A 25,508-nucleotide genomic window follows, 5' to 3' on the forward strand; every position below is an offset into this window, starting at 1 on the left:
AAGCCAACCGCGAACTGTCGATGGGGTAAAGATTTGGTTCTTGAGGGCTCTGCTAATACTTGCACGCCCGTCAGGGGAAATCGAACGCGGCTGACGAACTCACGACGGAGAACTTGGCGGGACGTCACGGCCTAGTTTGACTGAGTGGAAAATCAAGATGAAATCCAATCTCGTCAGACCCGACGTCCCCCAGCCGACCTTCCAGGCCTAGGGCGACCACCGCGTTTTCAACGGATGCCTTTTCGATAAGGCAAGTCTGGAACCCGGTCTGCAAATTGTCAGTCAGCATCGGATACAAGCGAAGCGAGTCGCTCCCATCGCTCGCGAGCCTGAGTACGGCGGATAAGCCACATGGGAAGGCGCCATAGCGTGAAAAGCCGCCCGGCGAATTGAAGACGAAATTTCCCAAGCCATACACGACAACGCGTCCTAAAACATATTCGACCTTTTGAGCAATATGGGCGCCGTGCCCTATGATAAGGTCCACGCCTGCCTCAATGAGTTGTTCCGCCAGTCGTGTCTGTCTTTTCGTCGGTCCTAAATAGTCGCTGCCCCAATGAGCAAAAAAAACAAACATTGGGTCCTGGTAACTGCCCCGCAGATCAGAAATCTGATCTCTAATACGGATAGGGTCAATCGGATTGACGCCAGGTGCACTTCCAGTAGCATACCATCTGTATATCTCAGAGTACTTGTGTCTTATCTCGAAACCGCCAAAGACGATAATATCTGTTTTTCTACTGCCGATTTCAAGTGTGATTATCAGGGGGCGCTCAGCATCCCGGAGATTAATGCCTCCTCCAAAACCTTGGATACCAGCTAAATCAAGTGCGCGAATCGTATCCTTTAATCCCTGCCGACCGCAGTCCATCATATGATTGTTCGAGAGTGACACCCCAGTGAACCGAGCGTCGATTAGAGCTTGCGAGGTCTGCTTAGGGTCACACCACGCAAGAAAGTTCTTTTGCCCCCTTAGTTTGTGTGTTCTGTCGTGCGAGAGAGGTACTTCCAAGTTGCCAATCACTTTGCTCGCCTTTTCTATGAGCCCAGCCAAGTTCTTCAAACAGTAGCCGTAACCATATTTGGCCAGTAGATCACGCAATCCAACCACACGTGGGTGATCAAAATAGCTTTCACCGAAACATATATCGCCAACAAATAGAATATCCGCCGTAACCTTTTCCTGAGGTTTATCAGGTTCACCTTCAATACGAATCTCGCATTGGGAAAAGCCAAAGCCCATTCTTCGCGCACAGCTTTCGGCGATATATCTGCACACGTTGATAGGCGTTCCATAAACCGGAAAAAGATGCGATCCTATCCCCGGTCGAGTATTAGCCTCAATAATCGCGTATCCACTTTGGTCTGCGGGCGCCGAATGGTCTATCGCGATGATGTCCACGCCCACGACGTCCAGACCTGGAATCACTACTGCTACCCGTTCAGCCACCGCTTTCATGGTGAGATGTACTTGTTCGGTAATGTCCTGAGAATCGGCTCCAGTGGAAATGCCCGCCTTTAGATCCATAATAACTCTTTGCCCGTCAGGCGGAACGGAATCGAGGTTGAAACCCTGAGCTCGTATTATGTTCTCTCGATGCGCATCGACAAGGATCGGCCGATGGCCAAGATTTGGATTGCGGCGCCGAAGTGCATTCTGGTTGTCGACGAGCTGTCTGACGGTTTTTTTCCCGTCACCGTACACGACAGGCGGAACGCGTCTACAGACGGCAACGCACCGGCCGTCCACTACCAGATAGCGGGCCTCCGTTCCGGGGATTCTTTTTTCTATCAGCACGCCGCGTCTTGTCTGTGCAGTTGCTGCAACCCACGCAGTCTCGAACTGTTCGGGTTTTACTCCGACCGAAACGCCCTTTCCTTTCTGACCATCCACGGGCTTGATTACGGCTTCGCCGAGCTTCTTTAGGCGTTGGAACGCTCGATCCTTGTCCCTATTGCGAAATCTATATCCCTCAGCCACGGTTAGTCCTGCTTGAATGAAGATCTCGCGGGCATAATCCTTTCGGGTCAACAATCGACTGGCGACGCGCGAGGTGAAACTTGTTTCTGTCTCGATCGCGAAACATGTCTTGCCCAGTCGAGAGGCGAACATGTATGGCGGCTTCACGCGAGCATCGAAACCTAGTTGGACGAACTCGCGCCGAAGATACTCGACCGTCGAGAATTTACCTATATTAGGATACTCGTTTCGGTCTCCTCTGGGAAAGTCGACCGCATCCAGCTGAAGTGACGGTATGTCCATATCAGTTCTTTCCCCAGCGATTATTTATAATTCCGCTTCTGATTCAGAGAGCGCCTCGATAAACATCAAGCCGAATGTCATGGAAGAGATGCCGATCGCCATCCGAGTACCAGAGCGTTTTTTGGGGATCTCGATAAAATCTGAACACGAACGATTGCCGACCGTATTGGTCTTGATCCGAATCTTTGGATTGAGCTGTAGCCAGGCTCTCGACGTTCCCTTCGAACGTAACCGCATTCAAGCAGTTCAACACAGTGCCTGGAGCAAAGATGTCGCCGCAGTGCTTGATTGTCTTCGAAATTTCCTTGTCAGGCCCAGATAGAGTCTTTCCCGGAGCAGGCGAGATCGTCTTGCGGTTCATTAAGTAGGTATCGCCCTCGGAAATAAACGAAAGTGACGCGCCCCTGTAGCAGAAGCCGGGTCCACTCTGGTCTTGAAATCCAGTTGATAGGTTCAATATGACGGCACCTGTCTCGCCGCTCACTGTCATCTCGTCCTTGTGCACAACGACCGCAGTATTCTCGTCAACCCCCACCCCGCTTTGACAATCCAACTCGGCCATAGTCGCTATCAGCCGTGCGAGGCGGCCTCGTTGAAGAAAGTGTTGATCGACTATCCAGCTGGGATCCAGGAATCCGAGGCCGGCGTCCACATCAGTTCCGAGACGAACTCCGCCTAGGAGAATCTCGATGGGTGGTGCCGGAAGCTTAAACATGTAATGACCCATGATTGCCGCACCGGCGCTTGACCCCGCTATAACCCCGCCGGTTGACCAGCAGTCGTATATCGCCTGAAGCGTAGGGGAGGGGCGGCCTTCGGTAGTGAGCAACTCGCCTGTTATCCGAGCTTGCCTGCCGCCAGTGAAGTAGACGCATCCCGCATTTCGGATCCGGTCAGCGATGTAGATGCCTTGGGACTGCTCCGTTCCTCCGCCAATCGTTGATGACAACGGCACAACAAATGCGGAGAGGCCGAATTTCGCTAAATGCGACGCTATCTTCTCGCCCGATTTAAGAGGATTGGCTGAAGCAATTGGGATTACCGCTACCTCGGGTCTACTGCGCTCGACCAATGAGACCAATTTGCGCCAGAGCGCCCTGTTCCTAAGCCGAAAGTTTCCGCCGGCGATAAACAATGGGCCGCGACGATCCAAGTGTAGGCCATTGGCATAACGAACATGTTTGCTGGTCATAAGCATTTTGCCTAGTAGGATCATTATCTCGCGGCGGGAGGGCGGCATGTCGAGGGGCTCGGGTAATCGCTTCGGATCATTCAGATGCGCATTCGGAAATTCGATTGGCCGATTTCTACGTGCGGCTAGCTTCACGCTATGCAGGCAACATCTCAACCACCGGGCGCTCCAATCTTTACGCTTCCCACCGACCGCTAACGCACACCGTTGGTAGAATTGCTGCCTTTCAAGTAAGCTTTTATGGGTCAGGGCGCTATCAATTGACTAGCCAGTCATCAGCCGCTTTTAGTCGCCTTTCCGTTTGCACCGCTAGCAGTTCCCGCCTTCAGTTCACTTGCGTCGACCGATGCGGGGTCAACGTCACCAGGCCCGCTGAGTTCCTGCCTAGCGCGTTCCAACACTTCCGATAGTAATCCTTCACCGATCAGCTTGAGTTCTTCCGCTACCACGGCCGACTTTGTCAGAGCCCACTTGTCGAGGGAGTCAGCGCGGATGAAGCCGTAACCGGTCGACGTACGGACCATCAGCCACCCTAGCTTCATCAATTCCTTGGTGAATCCTCTCACAAATGCCGCGCCGCCGACACGGCGTCCGGTTAGGCGCCTAAATGTGTTGTGTGACATTCCTACACGGGTTCGCAGCTGTCCCGATTTGTTCGTGGTGCGTTTCAAGGTCAAGGCAACGAGTGTCGCTGCATCACTTAGCGAAACATTCGGTGCGGCAGTCGGCGAAACAGTATCCATATCCATATCCATATCCTTACTCCCCTTTACTTCGGTAACCGAAAAACTCCTCACTACTGTCGAATTTCGATCGTCTCAGGCTGATTCGAAGGAATTGAGGCCACGTCATCGAACCAACCATTCTTTTTTGCCAGATACGAAATTGCCATTGCATGCATGGCAGCCTTGACCTGCGGCGGTCGCGACGCAAACGTGGCAGGTTCCGCAACCAGCTCGCCAGATCCGGATGCAAGCGTCATCTTGGCTCCGGACCCATCGGTGCTCCACCGCATCGATAGAGCCAATCCACCGCGTTGTAGATGTCGCCGCAAATCAGCGCCAAGCTCAGTCTCCGCACTTGTCAGAATCAATCTTTCAACAGGCAACGCCGACAACGCCTGGCGGGATACTAAATCCTCATTGTCGACGATAAAATAGCCACGGTTACCGGCATTCAAAACTGCTTTGGCCAGGTTTATGAGAATCTCGCAATTCTCGGCGTCGGTCGCCGTCACCGACACAGCGTGGCAAGCGCCCAGGCCAAGACCGTTCTCCGAGATTCTTGCTGGAGAAGCGGCATAAACCAGCGCTTCCAATAAAGGATCCCTTGCCAGCATTTGCGGTGTTGCCCGCTGGCTGAATTCTTGCGGCGCGGTGTTGATATAGGCGCCTTTCTTCGACAGGAGGCCGATGCACCGCCCCTCTGCCATGAACCGGTGCTCGATTGCTTTCGCCACCATGCTGGTATGCCGGTCACCAAGGACGAGCACCGTGGCAACTTCCGATGAAGCCGGATCGTCGTACATATTGGCCAGGATTATCTCGCTCACATCCCTTGCCGTGCCGGCCCGCGGCCAAAGATGAAACTCGATGCCTGGTCGAGCGTTCACCTCGATGACAGTGCACCCGACGTCTTTGTGAGATTGCGCGATGTCGGGCATGATCAGATCCAATCCGGCAATACTGAGCCCGATGACCCTCGCGATGCGTTCGCATAGCTTATGATTGTCCGGATGGACGGAGTTTGTAACGTCGATCGGCACGCCTCCGCGTGCGAGGTGACCGTTTGGTCGCAGAACCACCTGCTGCCCGGCAATGGGGACAGTCTCCATCGTAAGATGGTGCAATGACAGGTGTCTAAGCAGGTCGTCGTCGATTTCCAGACGCGACAGACGCCTGCCGTCCCTGTCTGGTTCCCGATTCAAATCATCGATCAAGTGGCGCAGCGTTTTTTCGCCGTCGCCAGTAACCTGGGGCGGGCAACAAAGGACTGCCGCCACGACACGAAAATCAACAATCGTCGCTCGATACTCCGGGCCGGCGATGAACTCTTCCACCAGCACGCCATACCGGTCAGACTGAGCCACCTGGCACGCTATGTCGAACGCGGCTTCAACAGCGCGGCGTCCCCGCAGCTTGACTGAAACTCCGCGCCCCTGATTGCCTTGGGCAGGTTTCACCACCACTGATTTGCCCAGCTGCTTGGCGGCAGCGACCGCCTCGGATTTGCTGCGAACCGTAAGCTGGCGCGGTACGGGCAAGCCGGCCTGCGACAAAAGCCTGTTGCCCAGCCTCTTGTCCAGGGCCACTTTCGCCGACGCAAACGATGTCGAGCCGGATATCGTGGAGAAGAGCTGCTTCTGGTGTTTGCCCTGGCCGAGACGAAGGTGGTTGCGCGCGACAAACTCGAACGGGATGCGGTTCCTCTTGGCGGCGGCGACCAGCACTGCGGTCGAATTTGAAAGACGCCGTTTCTTTGCTCTTTCCAGGTTCAATTCCCGGGCAAGGGAGTACTTCGCTGCCGCGTCCCCGTCTCGCGCCGCCTCGCTGACCGCCTCCACGACAGCCGCAGCCGCAGCGCGCGACATCTGCGGGTCATCCGACTCCCAGACGATCACTGAATTGCTCTCGGTCGGATCGCTCAACAACGTTGCCACGGTTGGAAACGAATAGAAATTCATCGCGCGGCGAAGCTCGAGGTCCGCGGCCAGGATCGCATCGGCTAGATACGACGGTACCAAAGCATCCTGCTCGCACTCCGGAAACAGACCGGAAAGTACCGAGCGGGCCTCGTCAGAAAAACCGGACACACGGGCAGTAGCCAATAGCCCTAAATTCAGCGTTAATCTAACAACTGTATTCGTATTATACACGTTGAGGCCGGATAGCGTCTTGAACCCGGTGATCTCAAGCGACTCCAATTCCCCAACTGGGCATACCATAGCCATACATTTTGCCCCCCGAATTAACCTTCCGTCTGCTTTACGAAAGGTTCCTGCCTCTACGGCTTGCGCGCCACCCTGCGTTATATTATGGTTAGCTAATGGTTAAGGCAACAAAAAAATAAATAAAGGTGGGAGTGAGAGGAAAATAAAACTTAAATAAAATCTTAGATAAAAAGACTCGGACTACGTGTTTCAAAGTAGAGTTGGGGTGGGTATCATGTCGATTTGTAGAATTCAGCGCGGGCGCATGAAGAAAGCCAAGCGTTCGTTCGCGACTCGCCGGGTCGCGGCCTCGCATATGCGCACGTTGATCACAGGATCCTTGCAACCGGTCGCAGGCGATCTTGTTTTGGCTCGTGTCGACAAACTCGGTAATCACAGCAGGTTGGAGCTGATCAACGGGAGAAAGGCGATCATGTTTCCCGGCGATGAGATAATCATTTGCTATGGAAACAGATACGCACCGGACCAGTTCGAAGCCGTTATAGGCCCTGATCTCGGACCATGTGACCTGGTGGCGGGGGGGGGCATCGCTGCGTGTGAGCTTTCCAGACATGATCGCATGATCGCGCCAACGAAGATCACCCCTCTCGGACTGATCGGGGACAAGTTCGGTCGCCGATTGAATGTTTGGGATTACAAGGTCAGGTCCGACGACCTTCGCCCCTCTCTGCCGATTGTCCTGTCGCTCGGAACATCGATGAACGCGGGAAAGACATTGACGGCGACGTCGTTGGTAAGAGGTTTCAAAAGAGCAGGGCTGAAGGTTGCCGCCCTGAAGATTACCGGGACCGGGTCCGGCGGCGACACCTGGATTGTGCGCGATGCGGGCGCTGACATCGTTCTTGATTTCACCGACGCCGGGTTTGCAACCACCTATCTTGCCTCAGTGGAAATGATCGAAAAAGGCGCTTTCCGCCTGCTGAACCATGCAGCCGAGAACGGATGCGACGTTGCCGTCATAGAGATTGCCGACGGGCTGCAGCAGAAGGAAACGTCCGAGTTAATTCTGGCGGAATCGTTTCGCAGCATGGCTCTCGGCACGATATTCGCTTCCTACGACGCGATGGGAGCAAAGTATGGAGTGGATACTTTGCGCGCCGCCGGCCACAAGGTGCTGGCCATCAGCGGCAGACTTGGCCGATCGCCGCTTGGCGTGAGGGAGGCTGAGGAAGCTACCGGGCTGCATTGCTATTCCCCGTGGGACCTCCAGGATGGCGCGCTCGGTCCTGTGTTTAGGGCTCGCGCTGCGGAAAAACTGGCCAATGGACAGAGCAACAACCCGTACCTGCGGCGCATTGCGGCATCGTCGGAGGCAGCCATGCCGGTCGGCGTGGATCGAACCCATTCTCATCAACTCCGGATTGATTTCTTGGCAAAGGTCGCGCGCGAGTTGATTTTGGCCGAGTTTGGAGAAGTAAATGCCAATGGCAGCCTGGCGATGTGGCCCAGTCCATTCGGAAGCATTTTGGTCACTCTGCCTGAGCGATCTCCCCAGGGTACTGTCCCCACACTCATGTCGGTGCAGGCGCCCGTGGAACTGATAGAGGCAGCAGTCTTGGCGAAAAGCCGCGGTGTCCTCAAGTCGTCGCTCGGCGGCATCGTACAGGCCCTCGGGTACCCTCCGCTGCCGACGGCCCGGATGTCCAACCTGCTGAACGAAACTTGGTCGATGTTGGAGGCGGCCGATCACCATGATCGGCCTCTGCAAAACGCACTTGAGGCGCCGCCGTTGGATGCTCATGACGACATTGATGCAGTGATCATGAATTTCTCTGGACTCTTCAACGAGCATGCCGATCGGCACGCGCCCCTTGGGCGAGCGTGAAAGACGGTGTCCCCATGAGAACACAAGGCAAGCGTCGCTATAGCGCCCCCCTTCGCGAAATGTGGCGCAGGTCGATACCCGGCCTTGCGGCTCTGGTGGTATTCAGCGTGTTTATCAATGCCTTGCGCTTTGCCGGGCCGCTTTTTCTTATACAAATATTCGACCGGGTCATTTCCAGCCGCAGCGTGGAAACCCTCATTATTCTGACCTTGGCTGCCTTGCTCGCTCTGGTAACTGGCGCGGCGCTGGAAACCGTCCGGCGCCGCATGCTTTCCCGATGGAGCGTCTGGATCGAGCACGAGCTAACGAGCCAATCGGTGAGAGCCGGGTTGACGGCAGGCGTTGCCAATCCGCCGCTTCTGGCCAGCATCGAGAAAGTCTCTAGCTTTGTAGAGAGAGGGCTAGCTTCTTGGCTTGATGTGGTTTGGGCTCCCGTTTTCCTTTTATGTACATACCTTATTCATCCGGTTCTCGGGCTGGTCGCTTTTACAGGAGTAGTTTTGCTGGTTTGTATGAGCCTGCTCAAGGAAAAGCTCACCCAAGAACCCCGCCAAGCGCACAGTGAAGCTGCCAGGCAGGCGAAAGAAGTGTTGGTTTCAGCGGAAAGGCACAAGGACATTGTCGGTGCTTTTGCAATGGCGGACGCGATTGCAGGCCGTTGGACTAGGAATAGGCTGGACGGCTTTTTGCAAAGGGAACGGCTAAGCGCCAGGGGAACGTTACTTGGCTTGGCGATCCGTGCGCTGCGGCGAGGCCTCAATATCATTCTGCTGGCGACTGGCATATGGCTGTTCTTGAACGACCTGGCTTCCTTAGGCGGCGTGTTTGCAGCTCGGCTTATTGCTGGCTTCGGTTATAGGATGGTGGCAGGTGCGGTTCGTGAGATCCGAGGCCTTCATGAAGCGCGCGCAGGTTACTTTAAGATCAAAGCGGAACTTACCAAGCCGTTGGACTTGGAGCCTTCGCTGCTTCCTGGAACACCGCAAGGTACTTTAAATTTGGATCAAGTCACTTTCAAGCATGCCGGATCTGGAACATACGTATTCAGAAGACTGACTTTTGCGCTGGCTCCTGGCGAATTGCTGGTGATCATGGGGCGTGCAGCCTCCGGGAAAACAACACTCAGTCGTCTTCTCATTGGCCTTCTCAAGCCACGCACTGGTCAGATCCGTTTGGGAGACATGAACATAACCCGTCTTCCGGATCACATTCGAGCGGAAGTCATCGGCTATCTACCCCAGCAGGTTGAACTGTTTGAAGGAACCGTGGGCGAGAACATTGCACGCTTTCAAGAAACCTCTGTTGATGACGTAGTCTCAGCTGCGAAAATTGCTGGAATTCACGAAGTTATCGTTCGTTTGGCCCAAGGGTATGACACTCTGCTGAATGACTCGGTCGGGCTGTCCGGAAGCGAGCGGAAGCGAGTAGCACTTGCCAGAGCACTGTTCCGGTCGCCGAGGCTCATTGTGCTGGACGAGCCGTTCGCTAATTTAGATAGCTCTTCTAGAAAAGCGCTTGAGTCCGCCGTGGGGTACATGAAGAGTTCAGGGTGCTCGGTAGTTGTGACAATGTCCAGCCGGTCGACCCGGCTTGCTGGATTGGTTGACAGGTCACTGATCCTCGGTGGCCGAACACCTGAGCTCGCCGATCATACCGAACGTTCAGTTCGTCCCATACGCCCCGGGAGAACTGAATTGCGGAGTGTCAAGTGATGGTCTCGCTTGCCCTTGGTACCAAACAGCCCGCCACTCACCAAGCCGAAGACCCGCCGCCGTTTGGTAAGCGTTTTGTCATCATCGGTTTCGCGATAATCGCCGCCTTCTCGACCCTGACCGGCATGTGGCTTGTCGGAGCTCCCATCCAGGGCGCTGTTGTGGCCACAGGGGTGGTGAATGTAGCGTCAAACGTAAAGACAGTTCAGCACCTCGAAGGCGGCATCATATCGGAGATTTTCATTCAAGAGGGAGATCGCGTAGCGCCGGGCCAGGTCCTGATACGGTTGCAGAGCACTGCTTCGACCGCCGCTGCAAATGAGATCAAGGCACAGTGGTATGATGCCAAGGCTACAGAGGCGCGCTTGGTCGCAGAAAGAGACGGAAAGGATTCGATAGATATTCCGCCAGAATTGAAGGGGTCGGGCAAATTGGCAGCAGATGCTGTTTCCGGGCAGGAAAGCGTCTTTCGGACACGTCAAAACCTCTTCAGAGAACAACTCTCTCTGCTGCAGCAAGCGACCGGAAGCATGGCGAAGGAAATAGAGGGGTTTGAAGGGCAAGTAGTAGCAGCCACTCGGAAACTCGAGCTTATCGAGGAGCAATTAGGTGATGTCCGCGCCCTGTATGAAAAGAAGTTGGTGGTCAGGACACGCCTTATAGACTTAGAGAGGGAAAAGGCAGACGTGGGAGGCGCCCTAAGCGGGTATATAGCGTCGATCGGCGCGACGAAACAAAAGATGGAGGAGACGAAATTCAAGATTGCCGAACTACGTGCCTCTACGACGGCTGACATTGTCGAGGGACTAGGAGAAACTCGTGCCAAAATATACGAATACAAGCAAAAAATGGCTGCCGCTGATGACGTGGCAACGCGTACCGCGATACGCGCCCCTATCGGAGGTACCATAGTGGGAGTTAAGGTCCACACAATTGGGGGGGTCATTGCGGCGGGAGAGCCGCTAATGGACATCGTCCCCCAGGAGGATAACTTCGTGGTTGTGGCAAACGTTGACCCTCTTGACGTAGATCAGGTGAAAGTGGGGCTGCACGCGACGGTTTGGCTTAGCTCTGTGAGCAAACGTTACCAGCAACCAATGAGCGGTGACGTTCGCACCCTTTCAGCGGATCGGCTGATAGACCCTCGGACCGGTCAGGCTTTTTATTCGGTTCGAATTGTTCTGAGACCGGAGTCTTTGAAGGCATCGCCTGTAGCATTGCAAGCTGGAATGAGCACACAGGTCATGATCGAAACTGGAGCGAGGTCGGCATGGGAGTATCTCAGCGCTCCGGTATACACTGCCATGGGTCGGGCTCTTCGCGAACAATAGGGATTGGCCATCGGGCAGACACCTTTGGGATGGGATTGTGAGCGGTGCGCAAGGTCAGCGCTTCCACATCTCAAAAGATAGCGTGCACCTGCTGGGGTGAGAGAAGAGCCCCGTCTTGCCACGCTCATAGACGAACGGCGTGGGGCGGTACCGGTACGGCGCTGCGATCCCGAAGCAGCTGATCGTTGAGCTTTCGATAGGCCGGTGATCGACGATCAACATCTGTGCGGGTTCCGACATAGGCGTGATCAAAGTGATAAGGGGAGCCTTCACGGGTTCTAGCTCCCGTGCAGTCCGAACTAGGGAAGCGCCCAGTTAATTAAGGCATCCAACTGACGGTGCGCCCGCCTAAAGCTTTTCCCCTCGCTGCCGCTGGGTTCGCCGGAGCTGAGAAATAGAAAGCGGCAGAGGCCGCACCAAGAAGGTCTGCTTCTTCAGTGTGGCCACATTGAAACAGAATTAGCAGGATCGTGGCGAGATCCCGTGCTTCCTCGCTGTCGCGTTCGAAATGTCGCTCGACACAAAACCGGTCGAAAACGCGCTGGCATATCTGCTGATCAGACTGCCAGAAGGCAGCGAGTTCACCTTTCAACATCGCCCCGCTTTCGAGCCACAGCCGTAAGACATTGCTTCCAATCGCAATTAAACTATTACATTCGTCGGAAGTCAACCCAGCCTTCGTCAGCGTTTTCAGACCTTTATGCCTCAGTCCCTCAAACTGCTGCGCGTGGCCTAGGGGAAAGTCAACTCAATATCCATTTGCCCGCGAGGATTTGGTTTTTTCCGCAGACTGATCGGGCGGATCGCCGGCCTGGAAATGCGTTTGCTCACCGCAAGCGGACGGTCTGCTTTCGGCCCCAACGCAGACGGCTGGACGCGCAATCGGCTGTGCGCCTCGCCCAGTAACTACGGGCGGCGGCTCATCCTGAAGCGACGCCTTATTAATGCAGGTTGCCCGCGAATATGTCCTGAGGGAGTAGATCGTTTCCGCACAGGCAAGCATGCGGAGAAGCACGTACGAGGCTTTCATGGTCGGGTACGTGTTCGGCGGCACGCCGCGAGCCGTGGCCGACGGGCGCTTACGGCGGCTTGCGGACCGGCATGTAGTTCGGCAGGCCGGCATCCAGGCCAGGTTAGCCCACCACGCTATGCTGTTGGTCTAACCGCCGATCCAGATCAGCAAGCAGCGCACCGCACTTCACAACCGAAATGGCTCTGGTTCCAACGTCTGCTCGTGGGACACCGCGGCCGAGAGACGTCCGACATCAAGCGGCTCATTTGGTCTTTCAACCTATCGCAGCTGTGATCCGTCTGCACCCAAGCGGGCATGAAGATGGTCAAAATCCGCGAGGATCCAGAATCGCTCTAGTCAGCATAGAAACAGTTCGTGTTTCGATTCACAATAACGACCTTCGGCGGCTGAAGCCAGTCTATCCGGACGACAGTATGGGTGGAGCGCCTCGATAGGTATATGGCGTATAAATATGGCTATATCTCCGTTATGCGTTTACACTTCTATGCATAAACCCTTTCTATTCTCGATATAGATAAGATGTGAATGCACACGAGTCTAATAGCGAGATAAAAATAATGAAAGCTTCCGGTCAACCAAACGCAGATACAGGAATTGCGAAGTTCATAGATCGTCGCATCGACCAGCTAAAGGGTCGAAAAAGCCAAAGAGACATCGCCGTCGAAGCAGGGTTTACCAACGTCAACTTTGTATCGATGTTAAAGTCGGGCGCAGCAAAAGTACCGTTTGACCGCGTTCCGGGACTCGCGAAAGCGCTGGAGTGCGACCCTGCGAGACTTTTCCTCCTGGCGCTCGAGCAATACTTTGAGAGCAGCGCGTTGGTGGCGATCAAGCAAATCTTCGGAACTGTGGTGAGCGAGAACGAGGTGTCTTGGATCGAGGTGCTTCGCAAAGCGTCAGACAACACAGATCCACCCGTGACCGCGAAGCGGGCAAAGATCTTGCGCGCGATTTTCGGGAAGATCGGACCGTATCCAGGTCTGTGAAGGCGGTAGTGCAATCCATCGAGGTAAATGTCACAGCCTTGCCTGCGGACGGTCGCTCCCAGCTTGTAGCAGGGGCACTTCCGTGCACTTCGCATGTGAAACTAACGAGAGCCGTGGTGCCAATATCCACTGGTGCCACGGGTCTTATCGTGCGACCAGTGCGGGGTCAGGAACCGATCGACTTTGGTCACCAGACTGAATGAACCCCATAGAAAAAATCATGGGTCGAAGTCTTAGAATGGGCGTGCTCAGCGCATGGGAATGGCTCCACTTGCGCCACAGAATAATCGCTCAATGCTCCGTTTTGCGTGGGAGGGCAGGGGATCGTTGCCCCTCAGGACCCGGCCCAGGTTGACAAACGTCAACTTAGCAAGCCCAAACACTCCAAAAGACCCTCGAAACCAAGCCGCCTGTCAACCAAAACGTTAAGCGCCTTCTTAAACGGCAAGAAGGCGCTTACCGCTAAGTTTACCTTAAGTTGACACCCAAGGCCCCAAAACGACTTTTTGCCAGATAAGTTGACAAACGCAACCTAAGACCGGGATGAAGGCCAGCACCAAAACAGCCATGGAAGCTCACCAAACGCCGACAGCAGCTAGCTGTCGGATATAGCGCACGAAAGCTATTTCTTAGCTTAGCCGATCCAATCACATTTAGGATCACAAACGCTTGAGAGCGCACACTAAATAGCAGAAATTCCTCAGCTGGAATTCGGTGTACGCACAACCATGGCAGCCCTACCGGGCGAATAATTCAAGCTGCGATCCTTGCGGCAAGCTGCCCTGGCAGTCGACCTCATAGTCCGGTGGAGATTCTGTTTAATGCCGATAGGAAGGCCGATTTTGCTCGGCCCTTGTTCACCTGAGACGGGGCAAAACTTTTCGGGACCGTCCGATAGCCGGCGTGCATGACGAGCCAAGAGTTCACCAGGCGGTGGGGCCTGGGGCATAGCGAGCCAAGACACTAGATGCCCAACGACGCCATTTTCATCCTATTTGCGCAATTATATTGCGTCCTTCGGTAAATCGCCGGTCCTCGGTCTCATAAGCGCTATAGGAACAATCAAGAGCACAATTCCTGTGCTCGAATAGGAGACCACAAAATGACCAATCCGACCAACCCGCCTGCTCAGCGGATCGAACCTGATCAACGCAAGAATGCAAGCAAGACCATTTCGGGCGCCGACGTCCAGGCTGTCTTGTTGGAAATAGATAAGCTTGTATCAGATCACGACGTGAGGCACTTCGAGGATGCTGGCGACGAGGAAAAAGGCGTTCAATACGAACGTGTTTTGAGCTTCCGTTTTCCCGAAGATATTCAAAATGAGTTTAACATCAGATACATAGAAGTGCCTGTTCGAAAGCTCTTACAGTGGGCTGCCGCGGAACTTCCTGATGACGCGGAAACCATTAATGCCATACGCGACGAATACTACGGCGGGGACGAGCCCGAAGACCACCAGTTCGGGGTATCCGAATTTACCTTTAGAAACACGCCGCCGACGATTGAGGAAATGGCTATCAAGCGAGTCGCGCGAGCAGCCGGCCGCAAAGAGCGTGACGCTCGTCGGTTGGGCTTTGAGATTGGACAGGCGGAGCAAGCCATTCGTGATTCTGAGTGGCAAATCGATCAATTGGAAGGTCGATCAACGCCGTTGGAAATACATATGGAGCAGTGCAACAAGGACAGAGCTGAGATCGGTGCGATGTACGGCGAGCTTCACGACGCATGGGACAAATTTGTCGCCGAACGGCAAGACAAAAACGATCCTGAGTTCGATGCGTCGACGCGCGCGAAGCTGATGACATGTGAGCAAACGATCGGCGACACTTCTACCGCGCGACGTATTGTGAGGGACGCCGAATTCAAAGCCCTGATGGCTGAAAAAGCCTCTGCAGCAGAGAAAAGGAATGCAGCGTGATCGCTACTGTCCGGAGCCTTAAACCCAAACGGCCGAAGCCTTGGTCCTGGACGACGGCAAGGCGGTTCAAATGCGCCTCCCACGACACCCGTTCCGGCAACGAGTTCCGCAGGAGAAAGGCGATCTCGGACTGCTACGGCACTATGGGCATGCCTGGCATATTTCCCGGCAAGAATTACCTGCCGGGACCGGTTATCAATGCGCTGATATGCGAGCTGGGGGAAATTTCCCTCCCGGCAGATCGGTATGACACTTGGACTTGGCACGGGCGTTATGATCCTGAGCATTCGGCTATTTTGGTGACGCTCAGGCGATTTCGCATTGTCAGTACAAGAGCGGAACTCATCCGCGACGCACTGCGGGCCATCGAACCCTACCCATCAAAAAAATGGGTCGAATATTCCAAGATCGATACGGTGGTGGAAGAGGTTGGTAAGCTTGTAGCCCTGCCGATGGCCAACGACCCCACTACGGGGCTCTGGCAGTAGCCAGAACTTACGGGCGCCGGGTGACCGGCGCCCCCGATGCGCGCGGCTAGCCGGGTATAATCCGAACGCAAGGGTAAGGACCCGAGCGCACATCTAACCTGCCAATCGCCACCCGGTCAGGGAAGCTCTCCACGGCCGGCGCGTTTTGAATGCACACATTCAGCTGAACCGGCAACGGAACGTTCAGGTGAGCTTCCCTGACAGTGTGGCTGCCAATTTTAGATCTACCGGACGCCCAGAGAGCACGGTCAGCTTAAGACAGCGGCCGAGGTGGAACAAACCCGATAACCGGCCATGAACGAAAGCAAGTGGATGACCCTAGGCGCGAACATCACCATAGCCAACAAGGACGGCTCTCCAGCCGCAGAGATCCGCTATGAATGCAGCCGGCTGCTAAACACTCAGGCTCGTCTGCGGGGTCGCTTGACGCTTGAGCCGCAGATCGATTTCGGCGCGTATATCACTACAGCCGTCATAGACTGGGTGGATCTGGTCTTCAAGACCGATCGTCATACCCAGTGGCGATGGATCTTCGCTGAGCTGGAGACGGCAATCGGCGCCAGGTCGCATGTTTGGCAAAGCAGAGACGACGACGAGGCTCCATACCGGGAATTTCGAGTTCGCTTTCAGGAACCGGAACCTTCGGTCTTGCAAGTCGCAGAAAGGGCCATCGCCAACATTTGGGGATTATCCGAGCCCACCGTGGTCGAGAACCTCGAGATCAGCGTGGACTTCCGTCCCAAGGTGCCTTCGGACGTCAGCATGGCGAAAATGTTTGGCGTTCTCGTCCGAAGCCATCTTCCGGGCCGGGATGTCATTTCAGAACCATCTGATCGGCCGCGGTTCACATGGGGGAAGGGTACAAGGAAAACTGCTCACGTACTGGCGGCTCAGAAAGGCAGCCCCGACCGAAACGACGAACTGCTTCTGGCTACCGATAAGGACCGGCCGGCTGTAGCTGATTCATCTTACTACGTGGGCGCAAAGAAAGCTTCACCGTCCTGGCGCACCATGACCAAGATCATGGACCAACAGAACAAAGGCACCGGGACACGCTTGATCCTCCCCAAGAATGAGAGGCGAGTGAGGATTGAAGTGACGCTTTCGAAAACCGAACTGCGAAGCATCGGCATCGACACAATGACGAGCCTGATGGCATTCCGCTTCCAGACATTTCAGGGTCTGTATTTCCAGTTCAGGCTGCCGACGTTTACAGATGCGGGTGCGCTGCCAAAGGGTAACCACGCTACTCTAAGCCATCTCAGAGAGAATGAACGTCGAACCAAGTTCCTGAATAGCGGCGTTGTAGGGCTGCAGGCCATGGACGATGCAAGAGCTAGGCGAACCGGAGCGCTTCAGATGACCATGCGCACGGAGGCAAGAAAGATAGGAAACGCTAAGGCTGAAAGGTCGACAACTCAAGAGATGCCTATGATCGCCTACAAGGAGCTGACCGGTCGCGTGCTGATGGCACTGCGTCATCTGGGTGATCGTGTCGCCGCGGCTACGATTTCGTAGAGACAGGTGAGATGCAAAGGTTCTGCGATGGCTTCATGTTAGGCGCCAATGTGTCATTGCGTCTAAGACAAGTTATTAGATGCCCGAGCCTGCCTTTTTCGCAAGAGCAACGCCGTCAACGAGTCGAGACTGCTCAGAACGCTCGCGACGCGCTTCGATGCGTGGAGAAAAGTTCGGTTCGAGCACGGCTGCCGACCATGAAGGCTCAGAAAGCGGTAGATGAGTTCAACAACAACCCTCTCCCGGTTACGGAACTGCCCGCCTTGTCAGCTTATCCGCCTGGGACTGGGCCGATATCGCATCTGGGATCGCGACATGTTCGATATGGCGTACGAGCACATCAGGTTCGCTCAGGGGACGCTCAGGGCGCGCTCCGAGCGTCGTCTAGCATCTTTGTGCATGAACTCGCGATGTGTGCTCTGGTGACGCTGCCTGATAAGTCGCGCCAACCTCTGCCGTGCGCGAGATAAGAGGCAGCAGATCAAATTGAAAACACTGAACATAGTGCAGTCATTGCAATGACAGATCAGAAGCAGTTTGTGGCATTCTATTTTAGCCATGTGGGGAGACAACCTCGCACGCTTTCAGAGCTACGCAAGCTCTCGTGGCTGAACGTACAGCGCAGGATGATCCAACATTGGGCTGCGGCTAATAATTATCGTCTCGCCCCCACACCTTTCAAAACCACAACCAACACCGAAACAGCTTTTACGGAGAGCTTAGAATTCCGAACGGCGCTCCGCCACGCAGGAGAGCTCAAATGTTCGCTAGTCATGGCTGATATTTCGGAGTCGCTGTCTCGAACTCCGGCGGAGAAAATCGTTGGTTGTGTGAAAGCCCTCGATACCATCCTCGTTGATATTTGGGATGTGCGTAGCGACGACCATTGGCGATCACTGTCGTCGGAGACGCGAAGCAAGTTGATGAACCGAGCCGTGATAGTTAGGGTAAACCGTGAAAGGTCTATAAAGAGCGGACTAAGGTCAACAGGCACTCGAAAGAAGCCTTCGGCCGATAACTGGAAGAGAGGCAACTCGGCAAACCAGGCCAAGGCTGACGCATTTGCACGCGGACTCGCGGACTTCGTGCGATCGCAAAAGGAGAAACTACTGCCCGGTGCGAAAGTTTCACCATCAGCCTTGGCACACGCACTTAACGAGGCTGGTGTCCTCTCGCCGCGTTCAGGCGTCTGGAATCACAATTCAGCCAGGAACCTCCTCCGTCGTGTCGAAACTCTCAGTCGGAGTTGAGTTCGCGAGCCGATCATCGAAGGCCAGCCGATCGCCGACGGTCAGGGATCCGCGCTGAGGCTCGCAACTAGCCGCCACAAGAAACAACATTGTCTTGTCTGCCCTCCGAAGGCAGAGGTCACAGGTTCGAATCCTGTCGGGTGCGCCCAATGAATTCAAGTGGTTGACAGGATTTTTGCGAACGATATTCGCTTATCCCACACAAATTTCCCACACAACCGTCGTATCTTCCAGATTTTGCCGATCCCGCTATAAGGTCAGCAAACAGGAGGCAGTGCATGGCCACGCGCATCTACACGTTCGGATACGAGGGGCTGACGATTGAACGTTTCATCGAGAGACTACAATCGGCACACGTCAGTCAGGTCATTGACGTGCGCGCAACCCCTCTATCCCGCAAACGTGGCTTTTCGAAAGTGGCTTTTGAGCAGGCGCTAGCCGCCGCCGGAATTTCCTATGTTCATGCCAAGGCAATGGGGTGCCCAAAGCCAGTCCGAGACCGTTACAAGCGAGATGGGAACTGGTCGATTTATACAAAAAGCTTTCTGCAATACCTGGGCGGTCAGGAATCGGCTGTTGACGAAGTGGCGAGCCTCGCTCGGTCGAAGAGTTCATGCCTGGTCTGCTTCGAAGCAGACCATAACCTTTGCCATCGGACTTATGTGGCGAGAGCGGCGGCCCGCAAAACAGGTTCTTCAATCGCTCATCTCAAAGATCAAACAGAGATCGTTGAGCCATTTGAGGCGATTGCCGCCTAGGGGGATAAATCAGGCTGACGATCAGCCACTGATCTGGAAACCTGTGGATCGTTCCCATCAAGAAAATGAGGTCGGCCGCAGGTAGATCGTGTTCTAGCTTGGCGCGAAAGGGGGCTTCCCAATCTTTGCCGTGCCCCCGCCGGCAATTCCAATACAGAGCGCCAATTTCCCAATCGACGATTTTGTGCCGATACTCTGCGTCAATACCCCCCACGGTGCACCGATAGCGGTAATGGAAGTCGTGTGGCAGCTTCCGAAGGGTTCTAATTGCTGGAGCGTCTGCATCATCGAAAAGCCCAGCCTGTTGCTGATGCTGCAATAGTTTCTTTCGCTCCTGGGATGTCCAGTCCGGGTTCGCTGCCGCTGTGATGTCGAGCCCAATGATTTTGGACTGTCGCAAAAATGCAAGTGTGCTGCCTGCGGTTTTTCGAGATGCCTCGACCGCGGCGTAATCGTCGAAGATAGGCGCCTTGCTTAGATACGCCCGCCGATCGGCCCATCCATTTTTGGTCGAGAGGGGAGCGTCAACCTTGTTAATCGTGTCGACCTTTATGTGATGGCTTTCGGGGCGGTTGTCGTCTCTTGCCCTTTCGATCGTGGCTTCAATCATCTGCCATTTCTTGAATTGCTGGTCATCCTTGATCAGCCGAAACGGCACTGGAAACAGTCTGATCAGGGAACCTGTTTCCTCCATTCCGGCTACGCATGAGGTCTCGGAATACTTGCTGCTCGGCGAAGGGTAGGTTTTGCAAAGCACCAGTATTTTTGCGGTTCTCGTCACCATCGCGCCACGCTCCTAGCAAAGGCTTTCGCACGCGATGCCATCCTTGTCGCGGTCGAGCTTTCCGCCCCACGAGCAATTTTGCAGATACCACTGGGCCTCATCGCACGAGCCGATCTGCGAACAGGTCCGCCGTGGCTGGCACGAATAGCCGCTCTGCGCGACCAGCTTGCGGCTGACGAGGCCAAACGGCTGGCTCGACGGCGTCGTGCCTTCAGCGTGCGCCGCGCGCCATTCCCAGGGCACCTGAAACGTGCCGGCCCACAGACCGACCTTCGCGGCCTTCGCGGTCGCCTGCTGCCTTGCATAGGCGCCTTGGCTGTAGCGGGGCCAATCCAGCGCCTGACCCTGCTCGACCATCCAGATAGCCACGCCGGTGCCGTCGGCGCGCCGGCAGTCGCCTACAAATCGGTGATAGCGGTCCCACGTCACGAATGTGCAGTCGGTTGGTCTCGATGCCGCCAGGAAGGCATCCAGCGCTTGGGCCGATCTCCGGCCGCAGGGATAGTCGGCGCCGTTCGCGTTTTTACATATCTGTCGGCTTTCGGGCGCGTCTATGCCGTTGAAGCGGATGCGCTGGCCGTGGATCTCGATCGTATCGCCGTCGATGACCGAGGCGACACCGGCGATCAGCCCTGGGCTATGGCTGATCTGGCTCGAAAGATGGATCTCGGGTGCACGGCTGCTGTGCCGCAGGACGAACTGCGTCACGAAGGCGGACATTGCAGCCACCGTGACGAAAATCAGGCGCTTCGGAATGCCAGCCAATTGGCGTGCACCCCGCAGCTTAGTGACGGTCCGATTGCCCCTTTGGCCCGACCGATTGTCGTATCGGTATTTGTCCAAACCCCTCTCCCCGATGAGAGGATGCTACTGTTATGGTTTGGAGTCCAGCCGGCCGGCTCCGCAGGTTCGGGGATGCGCTAACTAGCCCGCAACCTGGCTTTCGGTCCTGGCAAGCTTTCGGACGGGTTTGCGGTCAATCTGGTGGTTCGCCGATCTCTTAGCCACAGCGACCTCTTTTTTGCCGCCAACTCTTCTTCGCGGTCGTCATCATCGGCGGTCTTTCCGCCATGTGCGGCGATCGCGTAGTCGGCTCTGTTCGTTCGATAGTCTTCTGTTTTCACGGACATCGTTTTTCCTCCCTTTGGCCTTTTCCCTCCCTTGGGCCCTAACGGGCGGGATTAACCGCCTTTGCTTCACGCGAGTCTACCAATTAGAGATTGTGCTAAAATGATACACTCAGTGCTGAGCAAAGCCGGCAATGCGCAGCTGAATTCCGGCGCAGCTTAGCGGCTGCGCTTGGTGATGTGGTTGTTCCACTCGAGGCAACACCTAACGAAACAAGAATTACCCTGTGCAGATCCCCCCGATGTTGAGATGGCAACGGTCGGGTTTCCCCCTTGGGGGCCGCTTATGGCCATCGCGATCGAGCTTTCCGCCCCACGAGCAATTTTGGAGATACCATTGGGCTTCGTCGCACGAGCGCCTGGAACGTGCTCGGGCAACCAACCCCTCCGCCGCTCGTTGACCAATGCTGGCTCGTGCCAGCTACTCCAGGCCGATTGCCCGCCGGCTCATCGGTCACACCCGGCTCGTTCTTCAGCGGTCCGTTCCGGTGACCAAGATGTCCTCTCCACTTATCATGGTCGGCCCGCGCAGCCTGCGAAGCAGGCGCGGGCCATTCCATACAAGCCCGCTCGCCTCCGTCCCCGGGCTTTTGTTTTTCTCCCGAGAACGTGCCGAGACCCAAGGTCGCCACGTGTCGAGGCTTTGGTGGCAGCCAAACTTCGGCCTAAGGCCTTGGTCTGAGGGCTGTAAGACCTTTGAGTTTCGAGGGCCGGCCGGTCCCAAGGAGGGTGATTTACCTCAGCAATTTCAAAGAGTTATGCTGGTTGGCGTTTCGCCGGCCGGCCGCTTCGTCTCGCAATGAAAGCACAGCTATATCTAAGTTTACCCTTTGTGTTAGCGATTGCTCATGTTGCCCGCTATACGTTTACCGGCGGTGGCAATGTCGGAGGAAATATGACATCCCGCAAGACCCTTTTTGCTGCATTCGCGGTGTTCGCGCTTCTGGTGTCGCCGGCCCTGGCTGGTGCTGGTGGCAACGGCCATGGCAATGGTAACGGCCATGGCAATGGCAACGGTAATGGTAGCGGCAATGGCAATGATAGCGGAGGAAAGGGTAATACTAGCGGCAATGGCGGAGGCGGCGGTTCGCTCGGAAAGTCGGCATCAGCCAAGGGCCAGGCCGCCAAGGACCATGTCGCGAAGGCCGCTACCGCTTCTGTGTCCAAGGAAAAGAATATCCATGCCAAGCTGGGTCGGTTGAACTCACTGCAGCGCAACGCCAACGCCCTTATGCACTCCAAGAGCAAGAACTTCGCTGGCGTGCAGGCTTTTGTGACACAGTCGGCAATAGCCAAGAACGCTCAATCGGCGCTCGATGCCGCTAATCAGGCGGTTGCCGACGCCAAAGCGGCGCTCGACGCGCTGAATGCGAAAGCGGCTGACCCGAATACCCCGCCCGAAGATGTCCCGACGCAGGCCGACCTCGATGCAGCACAGACAGCATTCGATGACGCCACCCAGGCCGCCGCCGATGCTCAGGCCGCCGCCGCTGACGCCGCTGCCAACGTTCCATCGCTCGATGCAGCTCTTGCCCAAATGGCCAACAAGCCCGTTGACCCTGAGGTGACAGATTGGGCCAATGGCGTGCTTGCCGACAAGATCGACCAAGTAGCCGCCAAGCTGGCGCCGGCCACGCCTTAAGGGGCCTCATGCGGCGGCAGCAACCCAGTCGACGCCGTCCGGTCCGCCCGGCGGCTGCATCTGGTCGGGTCCGCGCATTCCTTCTTGGGTGGCGCGGGCCGCTTTGAATTCGAAATTGTGTCAACCGCCCGACGAGCCTGCTGCCCTCCCTGGCGCGAGCCGGAATGCGTAACGGTTCCGGATGTAAACGTTGAAATAGACGCCCTTGGCAAAGGCAGCTTTGAACGCGGCAAAGGCCTCAGCAGGTACGTCCAAAAACTCGTAATGCTTCCCGCTCGCTACAAACCAAACCGAGAGAACCCTGGTGCTGGGGTCATAGTCGAACTTGCGTATCGAGGTCGACGGCATGGTATGCCATTCAAAAACTCAGCTAGCCGAGTTGGATCGTCAGCTACAGGCTGAAACTATATTCGAATATATGGCCGCGCTTCTCGTCGGCAACCCTGATCCAAATGGGTTCGCTGGTGGGCAGGGTGAGGTCGCGCTCTGTCGCTTCCCGCGCCGTCCTGATCGGCGTTGTGGCGTGGACGATGTGCGTAGCCGTCACGGTTTCGCCGTCCATTTCCTCGACGTGGTATTTCGGCACTTTTGTTCCTAAGCGTCCAGTCCGATAGGCTGATCGTGATCCGGATCGGCATGATAAGCGACCTGGCGAAAGTCGCGCATGTCGATCTGTTGGCCGCAAACAGGGCAAGGCATGAAGTGATCGAGCTCGCTCGCGGGCGGGCCTTCATGTCGATGCCCGATTATTGGTCTGCCGAGATCCGATAGCCTGGTCATTATTTCCGCAGCGCCTTCGCTTCCCGCTCCAGTGTCTCGCGTTGGTTGCCGTGCTTCGCGATCAGTTCCCTGACCTGCTGCGGGGTAATGCCGGCCTTCGTGGCGAAATACTCGACCTCATAATCCTCATCGGCTGAAACACGGTCCCGATCGCGAAAATCCCGTTTGCTCTTGTCGTCGACCATATCTCGATTCCTCCTGCGAATATCGAGCAACGTTCAGTTAGCGTGTTTGTTGCACCAAAAGCCGGTTTCCGGTTTCGGAACCATTTTAGCTTAAGCTTATTGAATGGCCGGGTGTGGGTGTGTTCATGCGTTTAAAATTCATCCGGCCAATGGAGCCCGAGCTTTTCGATGTGCCGCCGGCCGGCGACGATTGGAGCCACGAAATCAAGTTTGATGGCTACCGCACTCAGGTCATCAAGGATGAAGACGGCATCCGCTTCTTCACAAAGAACGGCTTCGACTGGACGGCTCGATATCGCTATCTCGCCGAAGAGGCGGCGGCGATCCACGCGGAAAGCTTCATCCTCGAAGGCGAAGCTATCATGATCAACGATGCCGGCCTGCCAGACTTCCATGCCATGCAGGCGGTGATTGGGTTGCGGCGCCCGTCGCCGGATATCTACCTGGTCGCATTCGATCTGCTGTTCCTGAACGGCCATGACCTGCGCGGGATGCCGACCGAAGATCGTCGCGAGATCCTGCACGAAATGATCCCGGCCGCTGGGCACATTCAATTCAGCGAGGCGATGCCTGGCACCGGCGACGCGGTTTATCACCTAGTCGACAAGGCCGGGCTGGAAGGCATGGTCTCGAAGCTCAAGGGCAGCACATATCTCAGCGGCAAGACGAGCGCCTGGCGCAAGATCAAGTGCTTTGAGGAAAAGGAAATGGAGATCATCGGCGCGCAGCGCGAGCGCGGCAAAGCTGCCCAGGTGATCATGGCTGAAAAGGGCCACTACAAAGGCGGTGCATTCGTCTCGTTCACTGCCGACAAGCGGCGGGCGTTATGGGATCGCGTCCAGGGCAAGGTTGGCGGCCCGGTCCCGAAGGGGCATAAAAAGGACAAGGCCGAGTGGCTGAAGCCCGGATTAGTCGGCCGGGTCAAGACCCTCAAAGGCGAAGAGAAGCTGCGGCACGCAAGGTTGCTGGACTTCTGGGAGGATGATGCAAATGGCCGTGCGTAAAGATCAGGAGCGCGTCACCTATGCATGGATGTACGGTGCGCAGGCGCGCAAGGATGGCAAGGAGCGCGCGGTGCCAGCTTACTGGCAGGAGCATGCCGACGCGTGGCTGCAGGGCTTTGATGGTGTGGCGGTGGACGGTTTTGGCAAGATCAAGACCGTCAACGGCGAGATTGTTCTCGAGTTTGGGTAAGGTCTTTCTTAATAAGCGAAATCTAATGTGACGTATTTCTGTCACTCAAACAGCCGCAGACTTCATTTTACTGATCACCGTTAGCTTCTTGGTAGCTCTCATGACTGTAAACGTCTTGCGGGCGAATAGCTTTCATGCTGCCTTCAGCGCACTCAGGAATCAGGGAGCTTAGGCATGGCGGAGCGGACTTTGGCGCGCGATGGGATTTGGGTTTTGCATCTCGCGCGCTTGCAGCAGCCAGCGTCGCTTCGCTGGAGCGCTTCTGCCTTTGCGATTCTTACGGTCACCCTTGCGCTGAGCGCCGCGCCGGCTTGGGCCGATGGCGGCAATGGCACAGGCGTGAGTGCTGGACAGGGGGGTGTGGACGGTGCACTAGCGGGCGCCACGGGTCAGAGTATCCCCAATGGGTCGACCGCCGGCGGCGGTGGTGGCGGCGTTGACCTAACAACGGGTAACGGTGCGCCCGGGGGATCGGGAGCGGGAGTCTTCACGGCCAACAGCCCAAATGGCATTGCCGGTGCGACTGGTGCTACGGGTCAGGTCATTTCCACAGAGGGGACAATTTCAAC

General features: G+C 55.9%; 21 protein-coding genes. 11 read left to right on the forward strand and 10 right to left on the reverse strand.

Going from position 1 to position 25,508, the window contains the following annotated elements:
- Positions 1-124 precede the first annotated feature (124 nt).
- The 4 genes from NKJ75_RS13740 to NKJ75_RS13755 all read right to left on the reverse strand — a co-directional run bounded on the left by NKJ75_RS13740 (position 125) and on the right by NKJ75_RS13755 (position 6,378).
- Positions 125-2,263 (reverse strand): CapA family protein, encoded by a 2,139-nt coding sequence (locus NKJ75_RS13740; protein WP_352499796.1) that lies wholly within the window; start codon positions 2,261-2,263, stop codon positions 125-127.
- Between the two features lie 43 nt (positions 2,264-2,306).
- On the reverse strand, positions 2,307-3,455 hold the full coding sequence (locus NKJ75_RS13745) for a cyanophycinase (protein ID WP_352499797.1): 1,149 nt from the start codon (positions 3,453-3,455) through the stop codon (positions 2,307-2,309).
- A 275-nt stretch (positions 3,456-3,730) separates the two neighbouring features.
- Positions 3,731-4,210: a hypothetical protein gene (locus tag NKJ75_RS13750; RefSeq protein ID WP_155924135.1), complete on the reverse strand. Its 480-nt coding sequence runs from the start codon at positions 4,208-4,210 to the stop codon at positions 3,731-3,733.
- 41 nt (positions 4,211-4,251) lie between these two features.
- Positions 4,252-6,378 carry an ATP-grasp domain-containing protein gene (locus NKJ75_RS13755; RefSeq protein ID WP_196813684.1) on the reverse strand — a complete coding sequence of 709 codons (2,127 nt, stop codon included), beginning with the start codon at positions 6,376-6,378 and terminating at the stop codon, positions 4,252-4,254.
- Between the two features lie 271 nt (positions 6,379-6,649).
- On the opposite strand from NKJ75_RS13755, the gene NKJ75_RS13760 reads away from it, so the two are divergent.
- From NKJ75_RS13760 to NKJ75_RS13770, 3 genes are all read left to right on the forward strand, one after another.
- Positions 6,650-8,230: a hypothetical protein gene (locus tag NKJ75_RS13760; protein ID WP_023817474.1), complete on the forward strand. Its 1,581-nt coding sequence runs from the start codon at positions 6,650-6,652 to the stop codon at positions 8,228-8,230.
- A gap of 107 nt (positions 8,231-8,337) precedes the next feature.
- Positions 8,338-9,942 (forward strand): ATP-binding cassette domain-containing protein, encoded by a 1,605-nt coding sequence (locus tag NKJ75_RS13765; protein WP_352499798.1) that lies wholly within the window; start codon positions 8,338-8,340, stop codon positions 9,940-9,942.
- The gene (locus tag NKJ75_RS13770) at positions 9,942-11,273 is read left to right on the forward strand and encodes an HlyD family type I secretion periplasmic adaptor subunit (protein ID WP_023817478.1); all 1,332 of its coding nucleotides are present in this window, start codon (positions 9,942-9,944) and stop codon (positions 11,271-11,273) included. Before NKJ75_RS13765 ends, NKJ75_RS13770 begins: the two co-directional genes overlap by 1 nt.
- 319 nt (positions 11,274-11,592) lie before the next feature.
- Here NKJ75_RS13770 and NKJ75_RS13775 read toward each other — a convergent pair whose 3' ends face one another.
- The gene (locus NKJ75_RS13775; protein ID WP_155924136.1) at positions 11,593-11,943 is read right to left on the reverse strand and encodes a hypothetical protein; all 351 of its coding nucleotides are present in this window, start codon (positions 11,941-11,943) and stop codon (positions 11,593-11,595) included.
- A 920-nt stretch (positions 11,944-12,863) separates the two neighbouring features.
- Between NKJ75_RS13775 and NKJ75_RS13780 the strand changes: the two genes are divergently transcribed.
- From NKJ75_RS13780 to NKJ75_RS13800, 5 genes are all read left to right on the forward strand, one after another.
- Positions 12,864-13,292, forward strand: coding sequence for an XRE family transcriptional regulator (locus NKJ75_RS13780; RefSeq protein WP_352499799.1), 429 nt, complete (start codon positions 12,864-12,866; stop codon positions 13,290-13,292).
- 1,102 nt (positions 13,293-14,394) lie between these two features.
- Positions 14,395-15,213, forward strand: a complete 819-nt coding sequence (locus tag NKJ75_RS13785; RefSeq protein WP_352499800.1) for a hypothetical protein — start codon at positions 14,395-14,397, stop codon at positions 15,211-15,213.
- Positions 15,210-15,701 carry a hypothetical protein gene (locus NKJ75_RS13790; RefSeq protein ID WP_352499801.1) on the forward strand — a complete coding sequence of 164 codons (492 nt, stop codon included), beginning with the start codon at positions 15,210-15,212 and terminating at the stop codon, positions 15,699-15,701. Before NKJ75_RS13785 ends, NKJ75_RS13790 begins: the two co-directional genes overlap by 4 nt.
- 294 nt (positions 15,702-15,995) lie before the next feature.
- A complete protein-coding gene (locus NKJ75_RS13795) occupies positions 15,996-17,219 on the forward strand; it encodes a hypothetical protein (protein WP_352499802.1) in 1,224 nt (407 codons plus the stop codon).
- Positions 17,220-18,747: 1,528 nt separating this feature from the next.
- Complete coding sequence (locus NKJ75_RS13800) at positions 18,748-19,227, forward strand: DUF488 domain-containing protein (protein WP_081740573.1); 480 nt, start codon at positions 18,748-18,750, stop codon at positions 19,225-19,227.
- Here NKJ75_RS13800 and NKJ75_RS13805 read toward each other — a convergent pair.
- Together NKJ75_RS13805 and NKJ75_RS13810 are read right to left on the reverse strand one after the other, a co-directional pair.
- Complete coding sequence (locus NKJ75_RS13805) at positions 19,178-20,011, reverse strand: DUF8758 domain-containing protein (RefSeq protein ID WP_023817490.1); 834 nt, start codon at positions 20,009-20,011, stop codon at positions 19,178-19,180. The genes NKJ75_RS13800 and NKJ75_RS13805 overlap by 50 nt on opposite strands.
- A 12-nt stretch (positions 20,012-20,023) precedes the next feature.
- A complete protein-coding gene (locus NKJ75_RS13810) occupies positions 20,024-20,854 on the reverse strand; it encodes a thermonuclease family protein (protein ID WP_352499803.1) in 831 nt (276 codons plus the stop codon).
- A 1,179-nt stretch (positions 20,855-22,033) separates the two neighbouring features.
- Here NKJ75_RS13810 and NKJ75_RS13815 point away from each other — a divergent pair.
- A complete protein-coding gene (locus NKJ75_RS13815) occupies positions 22,034-22,780 on the forward strand; it encodes a hypothetical protein (protein WP_352499804.1) in 747 nt (248 codons plus the stop codon).
- 120 nt (positions 22,781-22,900) lie between these two features.
- Here NKJ75_RS13815 and NKJ75_RS13820 read toward each other — a convergent pair whose 3' ends face one another.
- The 3 genes from NKJ75_RS13820 to NKJ75_RS13830 form a co-directional block, all read right to left on the reverse strand.
- A complete protein-coding gene (locus tag NKJ75_RS13820; RefSeq protein ID WP_352499805.1) occupies positions 22,901-23,128 on the reverse strand; it encodes a KTSC domain-containing protein in 228 nt (75 codons plus the stop codon).
- Positions 23,129-23,171: 43 nt separating this feature from the next.
- Positions 23,172-23,366 (reverse strand): hypothetical protein, encoded by a 195-nt coding sequence (locus NKJ75_RS13825; protein WP_023817496.1) that lies wholly within the window; start codon positions 23,364-23,366, stop codon positions 23,172-23,174.
- Positions 23,367-23,559: 193 nt separating this feature from the next.
- Positions 23,560-23,745: a DUF3606 domain-containing protein gene (locus tag NKJ75_RS13830; RefSeq protein WP_352499806.1), complete on the reverse strand. Its 186-nt coding sequence runs from the start codon at positions 23,743-23,745 to the stop codon at positions 23,560-23,562.
- A gap of 125 nt (positions 23,746-23,870) precedes the next feature.
- On the opposite strand from NKJ75_RS13830, the gene NKJ75_RS13835 reads away from it, so the two are divergent.
- Both NKJ75_RS13835 and NKJ75_RS13840 read left to right on the forward strand, forming a co-directional pair.
- Entirely contained in the window at positions 23,871-24,749 is an 879-nt protein-coding gene (locus NKJ75_RS13835) for an ATP-dependent DNA ligase (RefSeq protein ID WP_023817503.1), read from the forward strand.
- Entirely contained in the window at positions 24,736-24,939 is a 204-nt protein-coding gene (locus NKJ75_RS13840; protein WP_352499807.1) for a hypothetical protein, read from the forward strand. Before NKJ75_RS13835 ends, NKJ75_RS13840 begins: the two co-directional genes overlap by 14 nt.
- Positions 24,940-25,508: the final 569 nt, after the last annotated feature.

The sequence above is a fragment of the Mesorhizobium sp. M0058 genome, assembly GCF_040323095.1.
Taxonomy (GTDB): domain Bacteria; phylum Pseudomonadota; class Alphaproteobacteria; order Rhizobiales; family Rhizobiaceae; genus Mesorhizobium.

Coding starts and splice junctions, on each gene's coding strand:
- NKJ75_RS13800 (WP_081740573.1), top strand. CDS start 18,748: ATGGCCACGCGCATCTACACGTTCGGATACGAGGGGCTGACGATTGAA.
- NKJ75_RS13795 (WP_352499802.1), top strand. CDS start 15,996: ATGAACGAAAGCAAGTGGATGACCCTAGGCGCGAACATCACCATAGCC.
- NKJ75_RS13815 (WP_352499804.1), top strand. CDS start 22,034: ATGACATCCCGCAAGACCCTTTTTGCTGCATTCGCGGTGTTCGCGCTT.
- NKJ75_RS13830 (WP_352499806.1), bottom strand. CDS start 23,745: ATGGTCGACGACAAGAGCAAACGGGATTTTCGCGATCGGGACCGTGTT.
- NKJ75_RS13820 (WP_352499805.1), bottom strand. CDS start 23,128: ATGCCGTCGACCTCGATACGCAAGTTCGACTATGACCCCAGCACCAGG.
- NKJ75_RS13740 (WP_352499796.1), bottom strand. CDS start 2,263: ATGGACATACCGTCACTTCAGCTGGATGCGGTCGACTTTCCCAGAGGA.
- NKJ75_RS13785 (WP_352499800.1), top strand. CDS start 14,395: ATGACCAATCCGACCAACCCGCCTGCTCAGCGGATCGAACCTGATCAA.
- NKJ75_RS13750 (WP_155924135.1), bottom strand. CDS start 4,210: ATGGATATGGATATGGATACTGTTTCGCCGACTGCCGCACCGAATGTT.
- NKJ75_RS13770 (WP_023817478.1), top strand. CDS start 9,942: ATGGTCTCGCTTGCCCTTGGTACCAAACAGCCCGCCACTCACCAAGCC.
- NKJ75_RS13745 (WP_352499797.1), bottom strand. CDS start 3,455: ATGACCAGCAAACATGTTCGTTATGCCAATGGCCTACACTTGGATCGT.
- NKJ75_RS13780 (WP_352499799.1), top strand. CDS start 12,864: ATGAAAGCTTCCGGTCAACCAAACGCAGATACAGGAATTGCGAAGTTC.
- NKJ75_RS13835 (WP_023817503.1), top strand. CDS start 23,871: ATGCGTTTAAAATTCATCCGGCCAATGGAGCCCGAGCTTTTCGATGTG.
- NKJ75_RS13760 (WP_023817474.1), top strand. CDS start 6,650: ATGAAGAAAGCCAAGCGTTCGTTCGCGACTCGCCGGGTCGCGGCCTCG.
- NKJ75_RS13840 (WP_352499807.1), top strand. CDS start 24,736: ATGGCCGTGCGTAAAGATCAGGAGCGCGTCACCTATGCATGGATGTAC.
- NKJ75_RS13805 (WP_023817490.1), bottom strand. CDS start 20,011: ATGGTGACGAGAACCGCAAAAATACTGGTGCTTTGCAAAACCTACCCT.